Origin of the sequence: Sinomonas atrocyanea (assembly GCF_030812675.1) — a bacterium.
In the GTDB taxonomy this organism is placed as follows: Bacteria; Actinomycetota; Actinomycetes; order Actinomycetales; family Micrococcaceae; genus Sinomonas; species Sinomonas atrocyanea_B.
Window position 1 is genome coordinate 147,561 of record NZ_JAUSTE010000002.1, and the last position, 18,861, is coordinate 166,421.

The 18,861-nt window shown below is 73.0% G+C and carries 16 protein-coding genes; 6 read left to right on the top strand and 10 right to left on the bottom strand.

Annotated features, from left to right (window positions below; genetic code table 11):
- Window positions 1–62 precede the first annotated feature (62 nt).
- Complete coding sequence (locus J2W20_RS04475) at window positions 63–839, top strand: IclR family transcriptional regulator (RefSeq protein WP_307004971.1); 777 nt, start codon at window positions 63–65, stop codon at window positions 837–839.
- 54 nt (window positions 840–893) lie between these two features.
- Here the strand turns inward: J2W20_RS04475 and J2W20_RS04480 are convergent, their stop codons facing one another.
- Window positions 894–1,631 (bottom strand): dienelactone hydrolase family protein, encoded by a 738-nt coding sequence (locus J2W20_RS04480; protein WP_307004973.1) that lies wholly within the window; start codon window positions 1,629–1,631, stop codon window positions 894–896.
- Window positions 1,632–1,713: 82 nt separating this feature from the next.
- Between J2W20_RS04480 and J2W20_RS04485 the strand changes: the two genes are divergently transcribed.
- Window positions 1,714–2,694 carry a squalene cyclase gene (locus J2W20_RS04485; RefSeq protein ID WP_307004974.1) on the top strand — a complete coding sequence of 327 codons (981 nt, stop codon included), beginning with the start codon at window positions 1,714–1,716 and terminating at the stop codon, window positions 2,692–2,694.
- A gap of 3 nt (window positions 2,695–2,697) precedes the next feature.
- On the opposite strand, the gene J2W20_RS04490 is transcribed toward J2W20_RS04485, so the two are convergent.
- Both J2W20_RS04490 and J2W20_RS04495 read right to left on the bottom strand, forming a co-directional pair.
- On the bottom strand, window positions 2,698–3,228 hold the full coding sequence (locus tag J2W20_RS04490; RefSeq protein WP_307004975.1) for an ArsR/SmtB family transcription factor: 531 nt from the start codon (window positions 3,226–3,228) through the stop codon (window positions 2,698–2,700).
- Between the two features lie 36 nt (window positions 3,229–3,264).
- Window positions 3,265–4,503, bottom strand: a complete 1,239-nt coding sequence (locus J2W20_RS04495; RefSeq protein WP_307004977.1) for an acetoin utilization protein AcuC — start codon at window positions 4,501–4,503, stop codon at window positions 3,265–3,267.
- Between the two features lie 122 nt (window positions 4,504–4,625).
- Between J2W20_RS04495 and J2W20_RS04500 the strand changes: the two genes are divergently transcribed.
- From J2W20_RS04500 to J2W20_RS04510, 3 genes are all read left to right on the top strand, one after another.
- Entirely contained in the window at window positions 4,626–6,038 is a 1,413-nt protein-coding gene (locus tag J2W20_RS04500; RefSeq protein WP_307004979.1) for a TrkH family potassium uptake protein, read from the top strand.
- On the top strand, window positions 6,031–6,729 hold the full coding sequence (locus tag J2W20_RS04505; protein WP_307004980.1) for a potassium channel family protein: 699 nt from the start codon (window positions 6,031–6,033) through the stop codon (window positions 6,727–6,729). Before J2W20_RS04500 ends, J2W20_RS04505 begins: the two co-directional genes overlap by 8 nt.
- Before the next feature lie 184 nt (window positions 6,730–6,913).
- A complete protein-coding gene (locus J2W20_RS04510; protein ID WP_307004981.1) occupies window positions 6,914–9,121 on the top strand; it encodes a catalase in 2,208 nt (735 codons plus the stop codon).
- A 41-nt stretch (window positions 9,122–9,162) separates the two neighbouring features.
- Here J2W20_RS04510 and J2W20_RS04515 read toward each other — a convergent pair whose 3' ends face one another.
- Window positions 9,163–9,996, bottom strand: coding sequence for a uracil-DNA glycosylase (locus tag J2W20_RS04515; RefSeq protein ID WP_307004982.1), 834 nt, complete (start codon window positions 9,994–9,996; stop codon window positions 9,163–9,165).
- A gap of 4 nt (window positions 9,997–10,000) precedes the next feature.
- On the bottom strand, window positions 10,001–10,795 hold the full coding sequence (locus J2W20_RS04520) for an alpha/beta fold hydrolase (RefSeq protein ID WP_307004984.1): 795 nt from the start codon (window positions 10,793–10,795) through the stop codon (window positions 10,001–10,003).
- 124 nt (window positions 10,796–10,919) lie between these two features.
- Here J2W20_RS04520 and J2W20_RS04525 point away from each other — a divergent pair, with 124 nt between their 5' ends.
- Window positions 10,920–12,431, top strand: coding sequence for an HD domain-containing phosphohydrolase (locus J2W20_RS04525; RefSeq protein WP_307004986.1), 1,512 nt, complete (start codon window positions 10,920–10,922; stop codon window positions 12,429–12,431).
- Window positions 12,432–12,443: 12 nt separating this feature from the next.
- Here J2W20_RS04525 and proC read toward each other — a convergent pair whose 3' ends face one another.
- The 5 genes from proC to topA all read right to left on the bottom strand — a co-directional run bounded on the left by proC (window position 12,444) and on the right by topA (window position 18,834).
- A complete protein-coding gene (gene proC, locus J2W20_RS04530; protein ID WP_307004988.1) occupies window positions 12,444–13,289 on the bottom strand; it encodes a pyrroline-5-carboxylate reductase in 846 nt (281 codons plus the stop codon).
- 311 nt (window positions 13,290–13,600) lie between these two features.
- Window positions 13,601–14,461 (bottom strand): sugar phosphate isomerase/epimerase family protein, encoded by an 861-nt coding sequence (locus tag J2W20_RS04535; protein ID WP_307004990.1) that lies wholly within the window; start codon window positions 14,459–14,461, stop codon window positions 13,601–13,603.
- Between the two features lie 38 nt (window positions 14,462–14,499).
- Complete coding sequence (locus J2W20_RS04540; protein WP_307004992.1) at window positions 14,500–15,519, bottom strand: Ppx/GppA phosphatase family protein; 1,020 nt, start codon at window positions 15,517–15,519, stop codon at window positions 14,500–14,502.
- 7 nt (window positions 15,520–15,526) lie between these two features.
- The gene (locus tag J2W20_RS04545; RefSeq protein WP_307005444.1) at window positions 15,527–16,051 is read right to left on the bottom strand and encodes an SseB family protein; all 525 of its coding nucleotides are present in this window, start codon (window positions 16,049–16,051) and stop codon (window positions 15,527–15,529) included.
- A 2-nt stretch (window positions 16,052–16,053) separates the two neighbouring features.
- Window positions 16,054–18,834 (bottom strand): type I DNA topoisomerase, encoded by a 2,781-nt coding sequence (gene topA, locus J2W20_RS04550; protein ID WP_307004994.1) that lies wholly within the window; start codon window positions 18,832–18,834, stop codon window positions 16,054–16,056.
- Between the last annotated feature and the right edge of the window lie 27 nt (window positions 18,835–18,861).

Genomic DNA, 18,861 nt, shown 5'->3' on the forward strand with positions numbered 1-18,861 from the left:
CACGTCGTGGCAGCGGCGCCGTAGAATGTCCACATTGTGGCGGATTTCTGCTGAGGGAGGCCATGTCCGGGATCCAGGGCACCCAGGTGGTGGGGCGGGTGGCCCTCGTCCTGCGGGTCATCGCGCGCACCGGCGGCGCGGGCCTGTCGCTCGCTGGGATCGTGCGCGCCTCCGGCCTCACGCGTCCGACCGTCCATCGGCTGCTCAAGGCCCTCGCCGCGGACGGGCTGCTGGACTTCGACGAGGCCTCCGGGCGCTGGCACCTTGGCCCTGAGCTGTACGTCATGGGCACGGTCGCCGCGGGCAGGTTCGCCGTCGAGCACCTCGCCCGCCCCGCCCTCCGCCGGCTCGCCGAGGCCACCGGCGAGTCCGCGTTCCTCTCGATCCGCCGGGGCGAGGAGACCGTGTGCCTCGCGCGCGAGGAGGGCAGCTTCCCGGTGCGCTCGTTCGTGCTGTACGAGGGCAAGCGCTTCCCGCTCGGCGTCGCCTCGGCCGGGATCGCGATCCTCGCCTTCCTCCCCGCCGGAGAGGCCGAGCCGATCATCGAGGACGACCGCGAGCGCATCGCGGAGTACGGCCCCACCCATGCCGCGGCCCCCCTGCGGGAGCGGCTGGCGGAGACCCGCGAACTCGGCTACTCGGTGAACCCGGGGCTCGTGGTCGAGGGGTCCTACGGGCTGGGGGCCGCGGTGTTCGACCCTTCCGGGCGGCCGGCGTGGGCCCTCTCGCTCACGGGCATCGAGCCGCGCTTCCGGCCGGGCCGGCGCGAGGAGCTCGGCCAGGAGCTCCTCGCCGAGGCCCACCGGCTCTCGACGGCGATCGCCTCGCCGCGGCCCTGACGGCTGCCCGCCCCGGCCGAGCAGCCCGCACGATGACGGTGCTCCCCGGTCGGCTCAGGCCGCCGCGCCGCCGAGGTGCCGGGCGAAGAACGCGAGCGAGCTCGCGTCCTCGTGGTCCGGGACGTCGCCGTGGACCCCGGGATTGGCGTGCAGCGTCTTGTCCTTCGAGCCGACCAGGTCGAACAGGCGCAGTGCGCTGACGCGGGAGACGAGCGGATCGTCCCACTGCATGACGAACTGGAGCGGCACCCGGATCGCCCGGGCGCTCTCCGCCACGGTCTCGCCGATCAGGCCCAGAACGGCGGCCTGGATGCGTCCTTCCGCCGCGACGAGCGGGAAGCCGATGGCGGCGCCGAGGGAGTAGCCCCAGTACCCGGCGTGGGCAGCGCCGGCCACGCCTTCCGCCTCGAGGGCGTCGAGCAGCAGGCCCCACTCGGGGACCGCGTCGTGGGCCACGGCCGCGTTGAGGTCGGCGACGGCGACGCCGAAGTCCGGGCTGCCCTGCGCGTCCCGCATGCGCTCGATCCGCTGCTCGAGGTCCGCCGTCCTGGGCCGGCCGCCGTGGCCGGGGGCGTCCAGCGCGGCCACCGCGTAGCCGCTGTCCACGAGGGCCTCGGCGCGGGCACGCATCCCCGGCGCCTGGGTGCTCTGCCCTCCCCCGTGGCCCAGCAGCACGAGGGGCCGCGCGGCGGCGTCCTCCGTGCCCCAGAGCACCCCGGTGGCGGTGTCCCCGATCCGGAACGCACGTCTGGCGGCCGCGCCTGCCGGCGCCGAACCGATGTACTGCAGCATGTCGGTCTCCTCCTCGAACCCCCGCCGTGAAAGGTCCCGTGGGAGGCTTGCCGCCCCACATGGTGCGAGTAGCCTAGCCTCCATGGGGGACGATCTCACCGGATGGCTCCTCGACGCCGATCCCTCCCTGCGATGGCAGGTCGAGCGCGACCTGGCCGGTGCCGCGCCCGGGGTCTGGCAGGCCACCCGGACCAGGGTGGCGACCGAGGGCGATGGAGCCCGGCTGCTCGCGCTCCAGGACCCCGACGGGCAGTGGGCCGGGGGCGCGTTCTTCCCCGCGGACTTCGACTTCCACGGCACGGAGGCGGCTCCGGAGGCCGGCCAACCCTGGACGGCGACGACGTGGACGCTCACGACCCTGCGCGAGTGGGGCCTCGACGCCGCGGCCCTGGCTGGGACCGCGGAGAAGCTCGCCGCCAGCTGCCGCTGGGAGTACGACGACCTGCCCTACTGGGGCGGCGAGGTCGACGCCTGCATCAACGCCGCCACGCTCGCCAACGGCGCCTGGCTCGGGGCGGACGTCGGGGCGCTCGCCCAGTGGTTCGTGGACCACCAGACGCCTGAGGGCGGGTGGAACTGCGAATGGGTCAACGGCTCGGTCCGCTCGTCGTTCGACTCGACCCTGAGCTGCCTGCGGGGCATCCTCGCGTTCGAACAGTCCGGCCAGGGGCGCACGACGGCCGTCGAGGGGCTCCGCGAGGCCCGCAGGGCCGGCGAGGAGTACCTCCTGGCCCGGCGCCTGCTGTACCGCGCCACCACGGGCGAGCTGGTCCGTCCGCGGTTCCGGGTGCTCGCGTACCCCTTCCGCTGGCACTACACCGCACTCCGCGCGCTGGACTACTTCCGTGCGGCGGCCCTCCACGACGGCGCGGCCCCTGATCCGCGCCTCGAGGACGCCGTTGCCCTGGTCCGCGGCAGGCGGCGTCCCGACGGCACGTGGGTGCAGGAGCACCGGTACCCGGGGCGGACGTGGTTCGACGTCGACGTCCCTCCCGGGGAGCCCTCGAAGTGGCTTACGTTCCACGCCGCCCGGGTCCTGGACTGGTGGGACGGGCGCGCCTGAGGGCTACTTGCGGCGCCCGAACTTCGGCAGGTTCGCCATGAGTTCCGTGGCCCGGGCGGCAGCCCGCTCGACCGTGCGCTGGATCTGTGCGGGGCGGCTCCCCTCCGGCCTCGCCTCGAGCCGCTCGGCCGGCGCGGGCACGACGGCGGCCGGCACCAGCGCGGCCTCCTCGCCGGGGCGAGGGCCGGGAGCGGCGGGCTCGACGGGAGGCGCCTCGGCCGGCACCGGGCCGGCCGCAGCGGCGGGCGGGACGGCAGCGGCGGCCGGGGACGGCGCCGTCGTGCGCAGGCCCGCGAGCCAGCCGCCGACCTCGTCGAGCGGCTCCAGCCGGAGGGCGTAGAAGCGCTTCTGCCCCTGGGCTCGGGTGGTCACGAGGCCCGCGTCGCGGAGGACCTTGAGGTGCTTGGACACCGTCGGCTGGCTCGCGGCGAGGGCCTCGACGAGTTCGCCCACTGCCTTGTCACCGGTCCGCAGCGTGTCGAGGATGTCCCTCCGCGTGCGGTCAGCGATGACGGCGAAGATGTCAGTCACCATGCTTCCAGCCTACCCATCCCGGCGAGGGCCGCGGGCTCAGTCGAACCACGGATCGAGGCCGTGCAGCGGGAAGATCTCCTTGCGGGTGGCCATGACGGCGCGGTCCACCGGGTCGTTCGGGTTGAAGCCGATCTCCCACGAGCGCCACCACGTGTCGGCGTCCTCCCCCATGAGCGCCGGGGCGTTCCTGCCGTACTTCTCGTGCACGTAGTCGCGCCACGGCTGGGGCGTCGGCGTGCGGAGGTTCACGGGATGCCCCGCCGCGATCCCGACTAGGTGGGCCCACGCACGCGGGACGACCTGGACGACCTCGTAGCCGCCGCCGCCCGTGGCGATCCAGCGGCCGCCGCAGAACCGGCGGGCGAGCGCCGAGAGGGACAGCGCAGCCTCGCGCTGGGCGTCCACCGTGACCTTGAGGTTGGTCAGGGGGTCGAGGTGGTGGGAGTCGCAGCCGTGCTGGCTCACGATCACCTCGGGCCGGAACGCCTCGACGAGCTGGGGGACGACGGCGTGGAAGGCCCGGAGCCAGCCTGCGTCCCGGGTGCCGGCGGGCAGGGCGACGTTGACCGCGGTGCCCTCCGCGTGCGGGCCGCCCACCTCGTTCGGGAAGCCGGATCCGGGGAAGAGCGTCAGGCCGCTCTCGTGGAGCGAGATCGTCAGGACGCGCGGCTCGTCCCAGAAGATGCGCTCCGTGCCGTCGCCGTGGTGGGCATCCGTGTCGATGTACGCCACCCGCTCCACGCCCCGGTCCAGGAGCCGGCGGATCGCCGCGGCGGCGTCGTTGTAGATGCAGAAGCCGCTGCCGCGGTCGGCGGCGGCGTGGTGCATGCCCCCGGCGAAGTTGACGGCGTGCACCGCGGAGCCGTCGAGGACGGCGTCGGCCGCGGCCAGCGATCCCCCGACGATCCGGGCGCTCGCCTCGTGCATGCCGGCGAAGGCTGGATCGTCCTCGGTCCCGAGTCCGCGGCCCGGCTCGGGCTCGGACGGGTTCTCGCTCACACGGCGGACGGCGGCGATGTACTCGCGCGTGTGGACCGTGGCGAGCTCGTCGTCGGTGGCCACGGGCGGCTCGACGACGCGCACCACCGGCAGGCCGAACAGCCCGAGCTCCTCGCACAGCCGCGCGGTCAGGTCCAGGCGCGCCGGGCTCATGGGGTGGTGCGGGCCGAAGTCGTAGGCGAGGACGTCCTCGCTCCACGCGACGACGGTGGGGTACTCGACCCTGCGGACGGCGCTGGCGGGGCCGCTGGCCTGCTGCGCTGCGCCGTCGGACATGCGCCTAGGCTACCGGAGACCCCCTCGCGTGCGGTCCTCGGGGGCCGTTGGTGGTTTACTGTGACACGAAGCCGCCGCCCGGGCCCTCCGGGCGGCCAGGACGCACACAGGACACGCTCTCCATGGCCCAGACGAAGCCGACATGGCAGCCCATGCCGCAGCGCGAGGGCCTCGGTCCCCTCACGGGCCTGCGGGACTTCGTGGACCGCCTCGCGGCGTCGTCTCCCGCACGGCTCGCGATGCTCGCGTTCGCCGCCGTCATCATCGTCTTCACGCTCCTGCTCTCCCTGCCCGCCTCCTCCGCGGACGGCCACGTCACGCCCCTGCACGAGGCCCTCTTCACCGCCGCGTCCGCGGTGTGCGTGACCGGCCTGACCGTGGTCTCCACGGCCGCGCACTGGACGTTCTTCGGCCAGCTCGTGATCCTGGTCGGCATCTTCGTGGGAGGCCTCGGCACACTCACGATCGCCTCGCTCCTGACCCTCATGGTGAGCCGGCGGCTCGGGCTGCGCAGCAAGCTGATCGCCCAGGAGGCGCTGAACAACTCGAGCCGGCTCGGGGAGGTCGGCGAGCTGCTGCGGATCGTGATCATGACCTCGATCGTGATCGAGGGCTCCCTCGCTGTGGTGCTCACCGGGCGGTTCCTGGCCCTCGGCGAGGGCTGGTGGACGGCGGTGTGGCACGGCGTCTTCTACTCGATCTCGGCCTTCAACAACGCGGGATTCACGCCCCACTCGGACGGGATCGTGCCGTACGAGGAGGACCTGTGGATCCTCGTCCCGCTGGCCCTGGGCGCGTTCGTCGGCTCGCTCGGCTTCCCGGTGATCCTCGGGCTGCGCCAGGCCGGCTTCCGCTGGCGGCGGTGGAGCCTGCACGTCAAGCTGACCATCCAGGTCTCCGCGATCCTCGTGGCGGTCGGCAGCGTCCTGTGGGGCTGGATGGAGTGGGACAATCCCCGCACGATCGGCAGCATGGGCGTGGGGGAGAAGATCATCCACGCGGTCTTCGCGTCGATCATGACCCGCTCGTGCGGCTTCAACCTCGTGGACCAGAACCATCTGGAGGGCACCACCCGGCTGCTCACGGACGCCCTCATGTTCGCCGGCGGCGGCTCCGCGTCCACGGCGGGCGGCATCAAGGTCACGACGATCGCCGTGCTGTTCCTCGCCATCGTGGCGGAGGGCCGCGGGGACAGCGACGTGAAGGTGTACGGGCGCACCATCCCGCAGAGTGCTCTGCGGGTGGCCATCTCCGTGATCGTCGCCGGGGCCACGCTCGTCCTCGTCGGCTCGTTCCTGATGTCCGCCATCACCCAGCAGTCGCTGGACCGGGTCCTGTTCGAGGTGATCTCTGCCTTCGCGACGTGCGGGCTGAGTTCGGGGCTGAGCGCGGAGTCGCCCCCGGCCGGCATGTACGTCCTGACCGCCCTCATGATCGCCGGCCGCCTCGGCACGATCACGCTCGCCTCCGCCCTCGCGGTCCGCCAGCGCATCCAGCTGTACCACTACCCGGAAGAGAGGCCGATCATTGGCTAATCCCACGCCCAGCGCCACGGGCGCCAGCCGGCGGCCCAACCCCTCGGCCCCGGTCCTCGTCATCGGCCTCGGCCGCTTCGGCGCGGCCACCGCCGAGCAGCTCGTCAAGCAGGGCCGCGAGGTCCTCGCGATCGAGCGCGACATCAATCTCGTCCAGAAGTGGTCGGGGACCCTGACCCACGTGGTGCAGGCGGACGCGACGAACATCGACGCCCTCCGGCAGCTCGGCGCCCAGGAGTTCCAGTCCGCGGTGGTGGGCGTGGGCACGTCGATCGAGTCCTCCGTGCTCATCACCGCCAACCTCGTGGACCTCGGGATCGAGCACCTGTGGGTCAAGGCGATCACGCCCTCCCACGGCAAGATCCTCACCCGCATCGGCGCCAACCACGTGATCTACCCGGAGGCCGACGCCGGGGTGCGCGCCGCCCACCTCGTCAGCGGGCGGATGCTCGACTTCATCGAGTTCGACGACGACTTCGCGATCGTGAAGATGTACCCGCCCAAGGAGACCCAGGGGTTCACCCTCGCCGAGTCCGCGGTCCGCTCCAAGTACGGGGTCACGATCGTGGGGGTCAAGAGCCCCGGCGAGGACTTCACGTACGCCCAGCCCCACACCAAGGTCACGAGCCGGGACATGCTCATCGTCTCCGGCCATGTGGACCTGCTCGAACGGTTCGCGGCGCGCCCCTAGGCATCGGCGTCTCTGCGGCCGGGCGGGGCCCCGCCGCTCTTGCTTCGGGTGCTCCTGCACGGGTAAGCCTCCTCAGACCGCCTGTCCGGGGGCCCGGGTGGATCGATGTCTGGGGAGGCAGCAGCCGTCGTGACGATGGCCCTCGGAAGTCCCTGCGGCAGACGCACACCTTCGAGGAGCACGAATGCCCGAGAACGAGAACATCCAGATCCCCGGCTCCCCCGGGGCCGTTCCGCCCGAGGTCGCGGAACAGACGACGCCGCACGAACCCCTGCCGCCCAAGCCGGACCAGCGCGGGCCCGAGCAGGTCTCCCCGACGGGCACGCCGACCGGCGCACCGGAGACCTCCCGAGCCCAGTCGGGGCCCTTCCTGACCACGGCGCAGGGTGCCAGACTCCCCGACACCGACCATTCCCTGAAGGCGGGCGCGCGGGGGCCGATCCTGCTGCAGGACCACCACCTGCGCGAGAAGATCACGCACTTCGACCACGAGCGCATCCCGGAGCGCGTGGTGCACGCCCGCGGCTCGGCCGCGCACGGCGTCTTCCGCTCCTATGGCACCGCGGCGAACATCACCAAGGCCGGATTCCTCGCGAAGGACGTCGAGACGCCGGTCTTCGTGCGCTTCTCCACGGTCCTCGGCTCGCGCGGCTCGGCGGACGCCGTCCGCGACACCCGGGGGTTCGCCACGAAGTTCTACACCGACGAGGGGACCTATGACCTCGTCGGCAACAACATCCCTGTCTTCTTCATCCAGGACGGGATCAAGTTCCCCGACGTGGTGCACGCGGCCAAGCCGCATCCGGACCGTGAGATCCCGCAGGCGCAGAGCGCGCACGACACCTTCTGGGACTTCGTCTCGCTGCACACCGAGGCCCAGGCGCACACGATGTGGAACATGTCCGACCGGGCGCTCCCGCGGTCCCTGCGCACCATGGAGGGCTTCGGCGTCCACACCTTCCGCTTCGTCGCGGCCGACGGCGGGACCACGCTCGTCAAGTTCCACTGGAAGCCGAAGCAGGGCGTGCATTCGCTGCTGTGGGAGGAAGCCCAGATCATCAACGGCATGGACCCCGACTTCCACCGCCGCGATCTGGCCGACTCCATCGAGGCCGGCGCCTGTCCCGAGTGGGAGCTGGGGGTGCAGACGTTCCCTGACACCGAGGACCAGATGTTCGAGGGCATCGACCTGCTCGATCCCACCAAGTTCGTCCCCGAGGAGCTCGCTCCCGTGCAGCCGATCGGGCTCATGACGCTGACCAGGAACCCGGTGAACTTCTTCGCCGAGACCGAGCAGGTCGCCTTCCACCCGGGCCACCTCGTCCCCGGCATCGACGTGACCAACGATCCGCTGCTCCAGGCGAGGCTGTTCTCCTACCTCGACACGCAGATCTCGCGGCTCGGGGGCCCCAACTTCAGCCAGATCCCGATCAACCGCCCTCAGGCCCCGGTCAACGACATGCTGCGCGACGCCATGCACCAGAGCGCAGTGCACACCGGAGTGGCGCCCTACCGGCCCAACTCGCTCGATGGCGGCTGCCCCTTCCGTGCCGGTGCGGACGCGGGGGCCTACGTGGAGGTGCCGGAGCCGGTCGCCGCCTCCGTGAAGGAGCGCGCGCCCCAGTCGTCCTTCGAGGACCACTTCAGCCAGGCGGGGCTGGTCTTCCGGAGCCTCAGCCCCGTGGAGAAGGACCACGTGATCCAGGCCTACACCTTCGAGTTGGGCAAGTGCTTCGAGACGGCAGTCCGCGAACGGCAGCTGCAGGCGCTGGCCAACATCGATGCGGCCCTCTGCGCCGCGGTGGCCGCCGGGCTCGGCCTGCCCGCACCGGAGCCTTCCGAGGCCCCCACCGACGCCGCGGAGAGTCCGGCCCTGTCCCAGCTCGCGGGCACGTGGCCGGTGGCGGGGAGGGTCATCGGGATCGTCGCGGACGGCTCGAGTGACCTCGCTGCCGTGGAGGCGGCCCGCGAGGCCGCCGTCGCGGCCGGCATGGTCCCGCTCGTCGTGGCGCCATCGGGGGGCTCGCTCGGCGACGGCGGCGTGACGGTCCAGCGGACCTACCTCACCGCGCGCTCCATCGAGTTCGACGCGCTCCTCCTCGCCGGCACCGCCGCGCCGGCGCCCGACGCGCGCCAGGGGCTGGATGCCGAGGCCGCTGGGGCCCAGGACCACTCGGTCGATCCGCGCGTGGCGCTGCTGCTCACCGAGGCCTTCCGGCATGCCAAGGCGATCGCGGGGCTCGACGGGGCCGAGCCGGTGCTCACAGCGGCGGGGATCCGCGCGGGGGCGCCCGGCGTCGTCGTCGGCGATGTCCCGGCAGTCATGGAGGAACTGACCACGCTCCTGGCCGCCCACCGCGTCTGGGAGCGCTTCCCGGCGGCGAGCGCCTAAGCGGCCCCCCGCACCGTGGCCGGCGCCGTCCTACGCCGCCCTCAGAGGCGGCGGAGGACGGCGTCGAGCATCTCCTCGGTCAGCCGCCTCGTGGACGTGTTGTGGGGACTCACGTGGTAGCTGCCCAGTAGCCGGACGCCGCCACCGCCGGGAAGGCCCAGGACCGTCTCTGCGCTGTGGCCGAAGGCGGGCTTGGGCCGGGGCACCGCCCAGCCGAGCCGGCGCGCCGCGGCGAGGGCCGCGCTCCACGCCACCCCGCCGAGCGCCAGGACGGAGTCCAGTCCCCCAGCCGAGGCGGCGGTGAGGTCGAGGTCGCGGTCGAGCCAGTGCCCGCACGTGGCGAGCTCGGCCGGCGTCGGCCGGTTCGCCGGAGGTGCGCAGCGCACCGAGGCGACGATCCGGATGCCGGTGAGCACGAGCCCGTCCCCTGCCGCCGAGGAGGTGGCCTGGTTGGCGTAGCCGGTGCGGTGGAGGGCCGCGTAGAGCCAGTCGCCGGAGCGGTCCCCCGTGAACATGCGCCCCGTCCGGTTCGTCCCGTTCGCGGCGGGAGCGAGGCCCAGCACGAGCTTCGACGCGGCGGGGTCGCCGAACGAGGGGCCGGGGCGGCCCCAGTAGGGCTGGTCCGCGAACGCGGCACGGCGCCCCGAGACCGCAACCGCCTCGCGCCACTGGACCAGGCGCGGGCACGCCCGGCACACCGAGCTCAGCGCGTCCACGTCCTGGACCGTGTCGGCGGCGGCCGCGAGGCGGGAGACGTCCGCGGCGTCGTGGGCGACCGGCGTGCTGGCGGTGGCCGGGTCCCCAGGCCATCCCGTGCCCGGCGGGACGGGCGAGGGGAACAGCGCTGCGGTGGCGGGGTGGGGCTCGAGGGTCATCTCTTCACGCTAGCGGCCGGGGCATGGCCTCGTCCCAGAGCGCGGCGAGGGACGCCGCGACGCGCTCCGGCTCGGCGCGGTGCGGAGGGTCGAAGTGGTGCCTGCCGGGGAACACCTCGAGCCGGAACCGGGGGAAGACGCCGGAGAGCCGGTCGGCGATCTCGCCGTAGTCGTCGGGGTTGGAGAGGCCTCCGAGGGCGAAGTAGACCGGGCGGTCGAACCGCTCCAGGGCGCTGCGGTCGAGGCTGTACGTGGAGAACGTGGCCAGGAAGGCCCGGATGCCCGCGGGCCGAAGGGCCATCCAGGGCGGCTGTTCCCCGCCCGGCACCGGCAGGCCCGCCGTCACGCCGGGGCGCACGCCGAGACGGACGAACCGGGCCATGAACTCATCCGGCGGGAGCCCGTCCAGGTGGGCGTACTGCTTCCAGAGGGCGCGGTGGGCGGGACTCCATTCCCAGTTCCCCGCCCACGCCGGCTCGAGCAGCGCGAGCGACTCGAGCAGCTCGGGGTGTCTCGCCGCGACGGCGAGGGCTGAGGCTCCCCCGCCGGAGTACCCCACGAGATGGAAGGTGTCCCAGTGCAGCTCACGGGCTGCGCGCACGACGCCGGCCACCTCCTTGTCGAGGGAATAGTCGGCGGGCGGCGTGGTCCCGGCATAGACCTCGAGGTCCTTGGCGACGGGCTGGACCGCAGCCCCGAGCCTGGCCTGCAGGGCCGCGATGAGCGCCCCGTAGGCCGGGGCTGCGGGGAGGACGGTGCCGGGGAGGAGGAGGACACGGTGTACGGCTGCGGTGTTCATGTCCCAAGGATCCGTCTGCTCGGGCCGCGCCGCATCGCGCGATCGCGCTATGCCGCCCCGCTGCCCGGCCGACGCTGTACGGCCGACGCTGTACGGGCGCCTCCGCCCGCGCGATCATCGTCGCATGACGCGCCCGTTGCGCCTGGCCGAATTCGCCGCCGCCGCATCCCTCGCCACCGACCTCGGCATGGGCCAGCCGCTCGAGCAGGGCCTGCGGACCTGTCTCACGGCCCTCGAACTGGCAGATGCCGCGGGCGTGGACCGTGGCCTGCTGCCCGAGGTGTACTACACCGCGCTCCTGCGGTTCCTCGGCTGCACCGCCGACGCGGCCGCGGCAGCGGCGCTCGCGGGCGGCGACGAGATCGCGCTGCGTGCCGCGATCGCGCCCGTGCTCGGCGCGCCGCCGCGGGAGTTCCTCCGCGCAGTCCTGCCCGGGCTCGCCCCCGACCGCGCCCTCCTGCCCCGCCTCGGGGCCGCGGCGGTCTTCCTCGCCCGGGGCCGGGAGACGCTCCGCGCCGGGGTCCGCGCCCACTGCGAGGCCGGCGAGGTCCTCGCCGCACGGCTCGGCCTTCCCCCGGGGACGAGGGCGGCGCTGAGGGCAGCATTCGAGACCTGGGACGGCCGGGGCTTCCCCGACGGCGTGGCCGGCGAGGAGATCCCGCTTCCCGCGCGGATCGCGTTCGCTGCCCGTGACATCGAGGTCATCGGACGGCTCCGGGGCCGGGAGGCCCTGAGCGCGGCGCTCCGGGACCGGTCGGGGCGCTCCCTCGACCCGGAGCTGGTGGGCACCGCCCTGAGGCACCTCGACGGGCTTCTCGACGCCGCCGGCACCGAGCGGCCCTGGGACGAGGCCCTGCGCCGCGAGCCCGCGCCGCTCGCCGTCCTCCCGGCGGACCGGATGGACGAGGTCCTCGCGGTGCTCGCCGACTTCGCGGACCTCAAGGTGCCCGCCCGCGCCGGGTTCTCGCGCGACGTCGCCGCGCTCGCCGCCTCCGCGGCCCCCGACCATGCCGAGGCCGTGCGCCGTGCGGGCCTGGTGCAGGACCTCGGGCGGGTGGCGGTCCCGGCGGGACCGGCGTCCGGGTCGCTGGAGGTGTCCGAGCGGCTCCGGCTGCACCCGTACTACAGCGAGCGCATCCTGGCCCGGATCCCGGCCACGGCGCCGCTCGCGCGGCTGGCGGGCCTGCACCACGAACGGCTCGACGGCTCCGGCTACTACCGGGGCGCCACGGCCGGGGACCTGCCGTGGGAGGCCAAGGTCCTTGCTGCCGCGGACGCGTTCCGGGAACTGCTCATCGCCCCGGCCGGCCGGCAGCAGGTCCCCCTCGCGGACGCCGCAGAGGCCCTCAGCCGGGAGGCACCGGACCGCCTCGACCGCGAGGCGGTCGACGCCGTCCTCGCCGCCGCAGGGGCGAGGGGCCGCCGCACACGGCCGGCGTGGCCGGCGGGCCTCACCGCGCGGGAAGTCGACGTCCTCCGCCTCCTCTGCCGCGGCGCGACCAAGAAGGAGGTCGCTGCCGCCCTGGGGATCTCGCCGGCGACCGCGGACCACCACGTGCGCCACATCTACAGCAAGACCGGGTGCTCCACGCGGGCCGGAGCAGCCCTGTATGCCGCGGGCCATGACCTCCTCTGAGGCTGGCCGGGATCAGCCCTGCGGTGCGCGGCTGAGCTCGCGGGTGATCTCGTCCGAACGTTCGACGGCGGCGCGGGCCCCCTCGGCGATGATCCCGGGCAGGCCCCGCTCGTCGAAGACCCGGATGGCCTGCTCGGTGGTGCCCTTGGGGCTCGTCACGGCGCGCCGGAGGGCGGCGGGGTCCGCGCCGGGCTCGTCCAGCATGTACCCGGCCCCGACCACGGTCTCGCGGGCCAGCTGGAGGGCGAGCCCGGGCTCGAGGCCCAGCGACTCGCCGGCCTTGGCCATGGCCTCGGCGAGGTAGAAGGCGTACGCGGGGCCGGAGCCGCTCACCGCGCTCACGGCGGCGATCTGGTCCTCGGAAACCTCCACCACGAGCCCGAGACCGCTGAAGAGCTTCTTGACGTGCTCGACCTGGTCGGTGGTGGCGTGCGTTCCGCGCGCGACGGCGACCACGCCCTTGCCGAGCCGGGAGGGGGTGTTGGGCATGGTGCGGATCACCGGCTGGCCTTCGGGGAGCTCACCCTCGAGCTGCTCGACCGACACGGCGGCGGCGACGCTCACCACGACGGCTCCGGGGCTGAGCACCGGCGCGATCTCGCGTGCCACGGCCGCGACCCCGACGGGCTTGACGCCGATGACGACGATCGAGGCCCCGCGGGCTGCCTGCGCGTTGGAGTCGCCCTCCTCGTCCCAGGCCATGACGGTCACGCCGTAGCGTTCAGCCAGCTCGGAGGCGCTCTCCCTGCGCCGCACCGTGGCGACGATGTCCGTCTTGGGGAAGCCGGCCGCGAGCAGGCCGCCCATGATGGCCCCGTTCATGGAACCCGTGCCGAGGAATGCGATCTTGTTGCTCATGCCCCCATCCTGCCAGCCGAGCGCGGCGGCCGCATGCTGGCCGGTGGCACCTTTCCCAGCCTTTTCCCACCCTCGCCCCGGTGTTCTCCCATACTCCGTCCCTACAGTAATAACTACCTCACAGGGTGCGAGTGATGGGGCGGTCAGTCTCCCCCCAAGACTGACCGCCAGGCACTGGCAGTTCGGATGTATGGTCCCCTAACCTTCCCCGAACTGCCAGTGCCGAACTCGTTTAAGGGGTCCTCGTCCTCAAGGGCGCGCGGACTGCTCCGGCGCCGGCCCCGGGCAGAGGCCGCCGCCGAAGCCCCTGCCTAGATTCCGCTGCCGGCGTCGAGGCGGGCGCGCTGGCCCAGATGGGTGCGGGCGAATTCGAGGGTCTCGGCGAGCATGCGCTCGCGCTCCCCCGCCACCTTGGCCTTGCGCGTGCTGATCTCGGCGACCACCGCGCCGTCGAATCCGTTCCCGCCCAGGTGCGCGAGGCACTCCGCGACCCGCTGCGTCCCCTGGCCGGGGAGGAGGTGCTCATCGCGGAACGAGCGTCCGGACCCGTCGGTCAGGTGGACGTGCCGCAGCGTGCTGCCGAGCGCCTTGATCGCCGCGAGGCTGTCCTCGCGCGCGGTGGCCGCGTGCGAGAAGTCCCACGTGACGTCCTGGTAGCCCTGTCCGATCGGGTCCCAGTGCGGGAGGTAGGCGAGGGTCTCGCGGCCGCGGACGCGCCAGGGGTACATGTTCTCGACCGCGATCCGGACCCCGTACGCGTCGGAGAGGTCCCGGACACCGTGCGCGAACGTCTCCGCGTAGTTGCCCTGCCAGCGGAACGGCGGGTGCACCACCACGGTCTCGCAGCCGACGTCGACCGCCATCTTGCAGGACTGGCTGATCTTGTTCCACGGCGACCCCCACACCTGCTGGGTCAGCAGGAGCGTGGGCGCATGGATGGACACGATCGGCTGGTCGTAGTGCTGCGCGAGCTGGATGAGCTCCTCGGCCTTCTGGCTCGTGGAGTTGTTGGTCACCATGACCTCGACGCCGTCGAAGCCGAGGTCGGCGGCCACCGCGAAGGCGTCGTGGACGCTCAGCGGATAGACCGAGGCGCTCGAGAGGGCCACCGGGATCTCCCCTCCGTCCGGGCGCTGGTCCGCCTCTGGTGCCGCCTGGGGTGCTGTCTCCACGTGGGTTCCCGCTTCCGCTCCGGTGCCGCTGGATGAGTTCATACGCGCGCCCTCGAGGGGTGCATGCGCTCTGACCGCCGACGCTCGCTCTGGATGGGCCCGATGTGGGCCGGGGGCTCGAGCGGGCCGTCGTGGACAAGCTGGTCGAGCCGGCGCAGGATCAGGCCCTCGCGCAGGGCCCAGGGGCAGATCTCGAGTTCCTCGACCTCGAACTGCTCCATCGCCGCCTCGGCGGCGAGGGCGCCGGCGAGGAGCTGGGGGGCGCGCGCCTCCGAGACCCCGGGGAGGTGGACCCGGTCGGAGGCCGCCATCGCGGAGATGCGCTGGGCCCACAGGCCGAGGTCGGTCCGCTGCAGGACGCGCCGCACGTACGGCCCTGCGCCCGACGGCGCGGCGCCGGCGATGCGGGCGAGCGAGCGGAAGGTCTTGGAGGTCCCGGTGACCAGGTTGGGCCGGCCGGCCTTCTCGAAGCCCTTGACCACCGGCCGCAGCGTGTCCCGGAGGTGCTTGCGCAGCTCCTTGATGCTCTTGGCGGTCGGGGGGTCCTGGGCCAGCCAGTCGCGCGTAAGGCGCTGGGCGCCGAGCGGGACGGAGGTCGCGACGGCGGGCAGCGAATCGTGCCCCATCGCCATCTCGAACGAGCCGCCGCCGATGTCGAGGTCGAGGATGGTCCCGGCGCCCCAGCCGTACCAGCGCCGGACGGCGAAGAAGGTCATCGCGGCCTCCTCGGGCCCGGTGAGCTCCTGCAGCGTCACGCCGGCCTCCTGCTGGACCCGGTCGAGGACGGCGTCGCCGTTGGGCGCCTCGCGGATCGCGGAGGTGCAGAACGCGAGGAGGTCCTCGGCGTGGTGCCGGCCGGCGAACGCCCAGGCCTCCTGGACGAAGTCGACGAGCTCCTTCTGGCCGCGCTCGCTGATGCTGCCGTCCTGCTCGAGGTACCGCACGAGGGAGAGCGGCCGCTTGTGCGAGGCGTAGGCCACCGGCTGCGCACCCGGATGGGCGTCCACCAGGAGCAGGTGCACGGTGTTCGAGCCGATGTCGAGGACGCCTAGCCGCATGTGCCCATTATTCCCCGGCTGGACCCGCCGGGCCGTCCTGGCCCAGCTCGCCCGGCTCGGCGGGGCGGAAGTCGCGCAGCACGGCGGCCACGTGCTCCGCGTTCAGCTCGAAGCCGTAGGCGCTGCCCGGGTTCAGCACCAGGCCGAGTTCGCTGCCGAGGTTCTGCAGCAGCAGGGCGCCCTGGGTCTGCACCACGGTCGGCGCGTGCTCGAGGAAGTCCGGCCGGATCCGCGCGCGGTGGGTGAAGGCCGCGACCACGGGCTGGCCCTCGCCGTTGGAGAGGATGAGCGGCTCGACTGTGTCCCCACCCCCCGCCTCCCCCGCCGGCTCCGGCACGAGGAGGCACACGAGGCTGTTGAGGAAGACCAGGATGGACTGCTGGGCGTCGTCGTCCGCCCCGGAGGCCGTTGCCGAGGCCAGTGCGGCCTCGAGCTCGGTCAGGGGCACCGGATCGAGGTGCGCGGGCACCGCCGTCGGGTCCGCGGACGACGCCGCGTGCTCGCCGCCAGTGACCGGCTCGCCGTCGTGCATGCTCACTTGGCACCCGCCTTCGCTCGGCCGCCCGACGACCGCCGGGCGGGCTTCTTGGCGGGCCCCTTGGCCCGCTTCTCCGCGAGGAGCTCGATGGCGTGCTCCCGCGTCAGTTCCTCGATCGCGGTGGACCGGGGAACGGTGATGTTCGTCTCGCCGTCGGTGATGTACGGGCCGAAGCGGCCCTCCTTGACCACGATGGGTTTTCCTGAGGCCGGGTCGTCGCCGAACTCGGCCAGCGGGGCCGCGGCCGTCCGGCCGCCGCGGGTCTTGGGCTGGGAGTAGATCTCGAGCGCCTGCTCGAGGGTGATCGTGAAGATCTCCTCCTCGGAGCCAATCGAGCGCGAGTCCGTGCCCTTCTTCAGGTACGGTCCGAACCGGCCGTTCTGCACCGTGATCGCGGTGCCCTCCGCGTCCTCGCCGAGGCGGCGCGGGAGCGTGAGGAGCTGCAGCGCCTGCTCGAGGGTCACGGTGTCCAGGGTCATCGACTTGAACAGGCTGGCCGTGCGGGGCTTGACCTTGACGGGCTTCTTGGGCGGCTTCGGCTTGCCGTTCTTGTAGTACTCGACCGGCTGCGCCGCGAGCTGCTCGGGGGTCATCTCGGGGATCACCTCGGTGACGTAGGCCCCGTACCGGCCGTTCTTGGCGACCACGGTGTGCCCGGTGTGGGGGTCCTGGCCGAGGACGCGCTCCTCGGGGCCCGCGCTCTCCATGAGCTCGAGCGCCTTCTCGGCGGTGAGCTCGTCCGGGGCGAGGTCCTCGGGAACGTTGGCCCGCTCGGGCACGGTGCCCTCGGGGGCGTCCGCTGGGAGGGGCTTCTCGAGGTACGGCCCGTACTTGCCGACGCGCAGCACGATGCCGGGGGCGATCTCGACCGAGTTGACCTCGCGCGCGTCGATCTCGCCGAGGCCGCTCACGATCGTGGTCAGTCCCGGGTTGGTCCCGTCGCCGAAGTAGAAGTGGCTGAGCCAGTCGGCGCCGGCCTGCTGGCCGGCGGCGATCTTGTCGAGGTCCTCCTCCATCTCGGCGGTGAAGTCGTAGTCGACGTAGTCGTGGAAGTGCTCCTCGAGCAGCCGGACCACCGAGAACGCGATCCAGCTCGGCACGAGCGCCGTGCCGCGGGTGCGCACGTAGCCGCGGTCCATGATCGTGGAGATCGTCGCCGCGTAGGTGGACGGGCGCCCGATCCCGCGCTCCTCGAGCGTCTTCACGAGCGAGGCCTCGGTGTAGCGCGGGGGCGGGGAGGTCTGGTGGCCGTTGGCGGCGATGTCGAGGGCGTCGAGGGCCTGCCCCTGGGCGAGGACCGGGAGGCGGCCGCCCTCGCCGGACCCTGCCCCTGCGCCGTTCGCGGCGCTCTCGGCGTCTTCGCGGACCTCGTCGCGGCCCTCCTCGTACGCGGCGAGGAAGCCGCGGAACGTGATGACGGTGCCGGACGCGGCGAACTCGGCGTCCCGGCCGGCCGCGTCGCCCGAGACGGCCGTCGCGCCGAGGCGGACCGTCGCGGTGGAGCCCTTCGCGTCCTCCATCTGCGAGGCGACCGTGCGCTTCCAGATGAGCTCGTAGAGGCGGAACTCGTCCCCGCGGAGCTGCTTGGCGACCTGGGCGGGGGTGCGGAAGGAGTCGCCCGAGGGGCGGATGGCCTCGTGGGCCTCCTGGGCGTTCTTGGACTTGGACGCGTACACGCGGGGCCGCGACGGGATGTACTCCGCGCCGTAGAGCTCCGAGGCCTGCCGCCGCGCGGCCGTGACGGCCTGGTCGGACAGCGCCGTCGAGTCGGTACGCATGTAGGTGATGTAGCCGTTCTCGTACAGGCGCTGGGCGACCTGCATCGTCACCTTCGCGGAGAAGCGCAGCTTGCGCGCCGCCTCCTGCTGCAGGGTGGAGGTGGTGAAGGGGGCGGCGGGGCGCCGGGTGTAGGGCTTCTCCTCGACGGAGCGGACGGCGAACGCTGCGTCCCGCAGGCCCTCTGCGAGGGCGGTGGCGGTCGCCTCCGTGAGGAGCTCGGCGTTCTTGGCCTTGAGCTGGCCGCGGTCGTCGAAGTCGCGGCCGGTGGCGACCTTCTTCCCGTCCACCTGCGCGAGGCGCGCCTGGAAGCTCTGGCGGGAGGCGGCGTCGTCCGTGCCCTCCGCCGCGGGGGCGAGGGTCGCGAGGAGGTCCCAGTAGCTCGCGGCGCGGAACGCCATGCGTTCCCGTTCGCGCTCCACCACGAGCCGGGTGGCCACCGACTGCACGCGGCCCGCGGAGAGGCCGCCGGCGACCTTGCGCCAGAGCACCGGGGAGATCTCGTAGCCGTACAGGCGGTCCAGGACGCGGCGCGTCTCCTGGGCGTCCACGAGCGACTCGTCGACGTCGCGCAGCTCCGCCATGGCGCGCTGGATCGCTTCCTTGGTGATCTCGGGGAACGTCAGGCGGTGCACGGGCACCTTGGGCTTGAGCACCTCGAGCAGGTGCCACGCGATGGCCTCGCCCTCGCGATCGCCATCGGTGGCGAGGTAGAGCTCGTCGGCGTCCTTGAGCTTGGCCTTGAGCTCGGCGACCTTCTTCTTCTTGTCCGGCGAGACGACGTAGTACGGCTCGAAGCCGTGCTCGATGTCCACGGCGAACTTGCCCACCGAGGACTTCTTCAGCTCGGCGGGCAGGTCCGAGGGCTGGGGGAGGTCGCGGATGTGGCCCATCGACGCGTCGACTTCGAAGCCGTCGCCCAGGTACTGGGCGATCGTCTTGCTCTTGGCCGGCGACTCGACGATCACGAGCTTCTTGCCGGTTCTAGCCTTCGTGGCCACGGTACTCCTCGCCAAACTGCTGCAGAT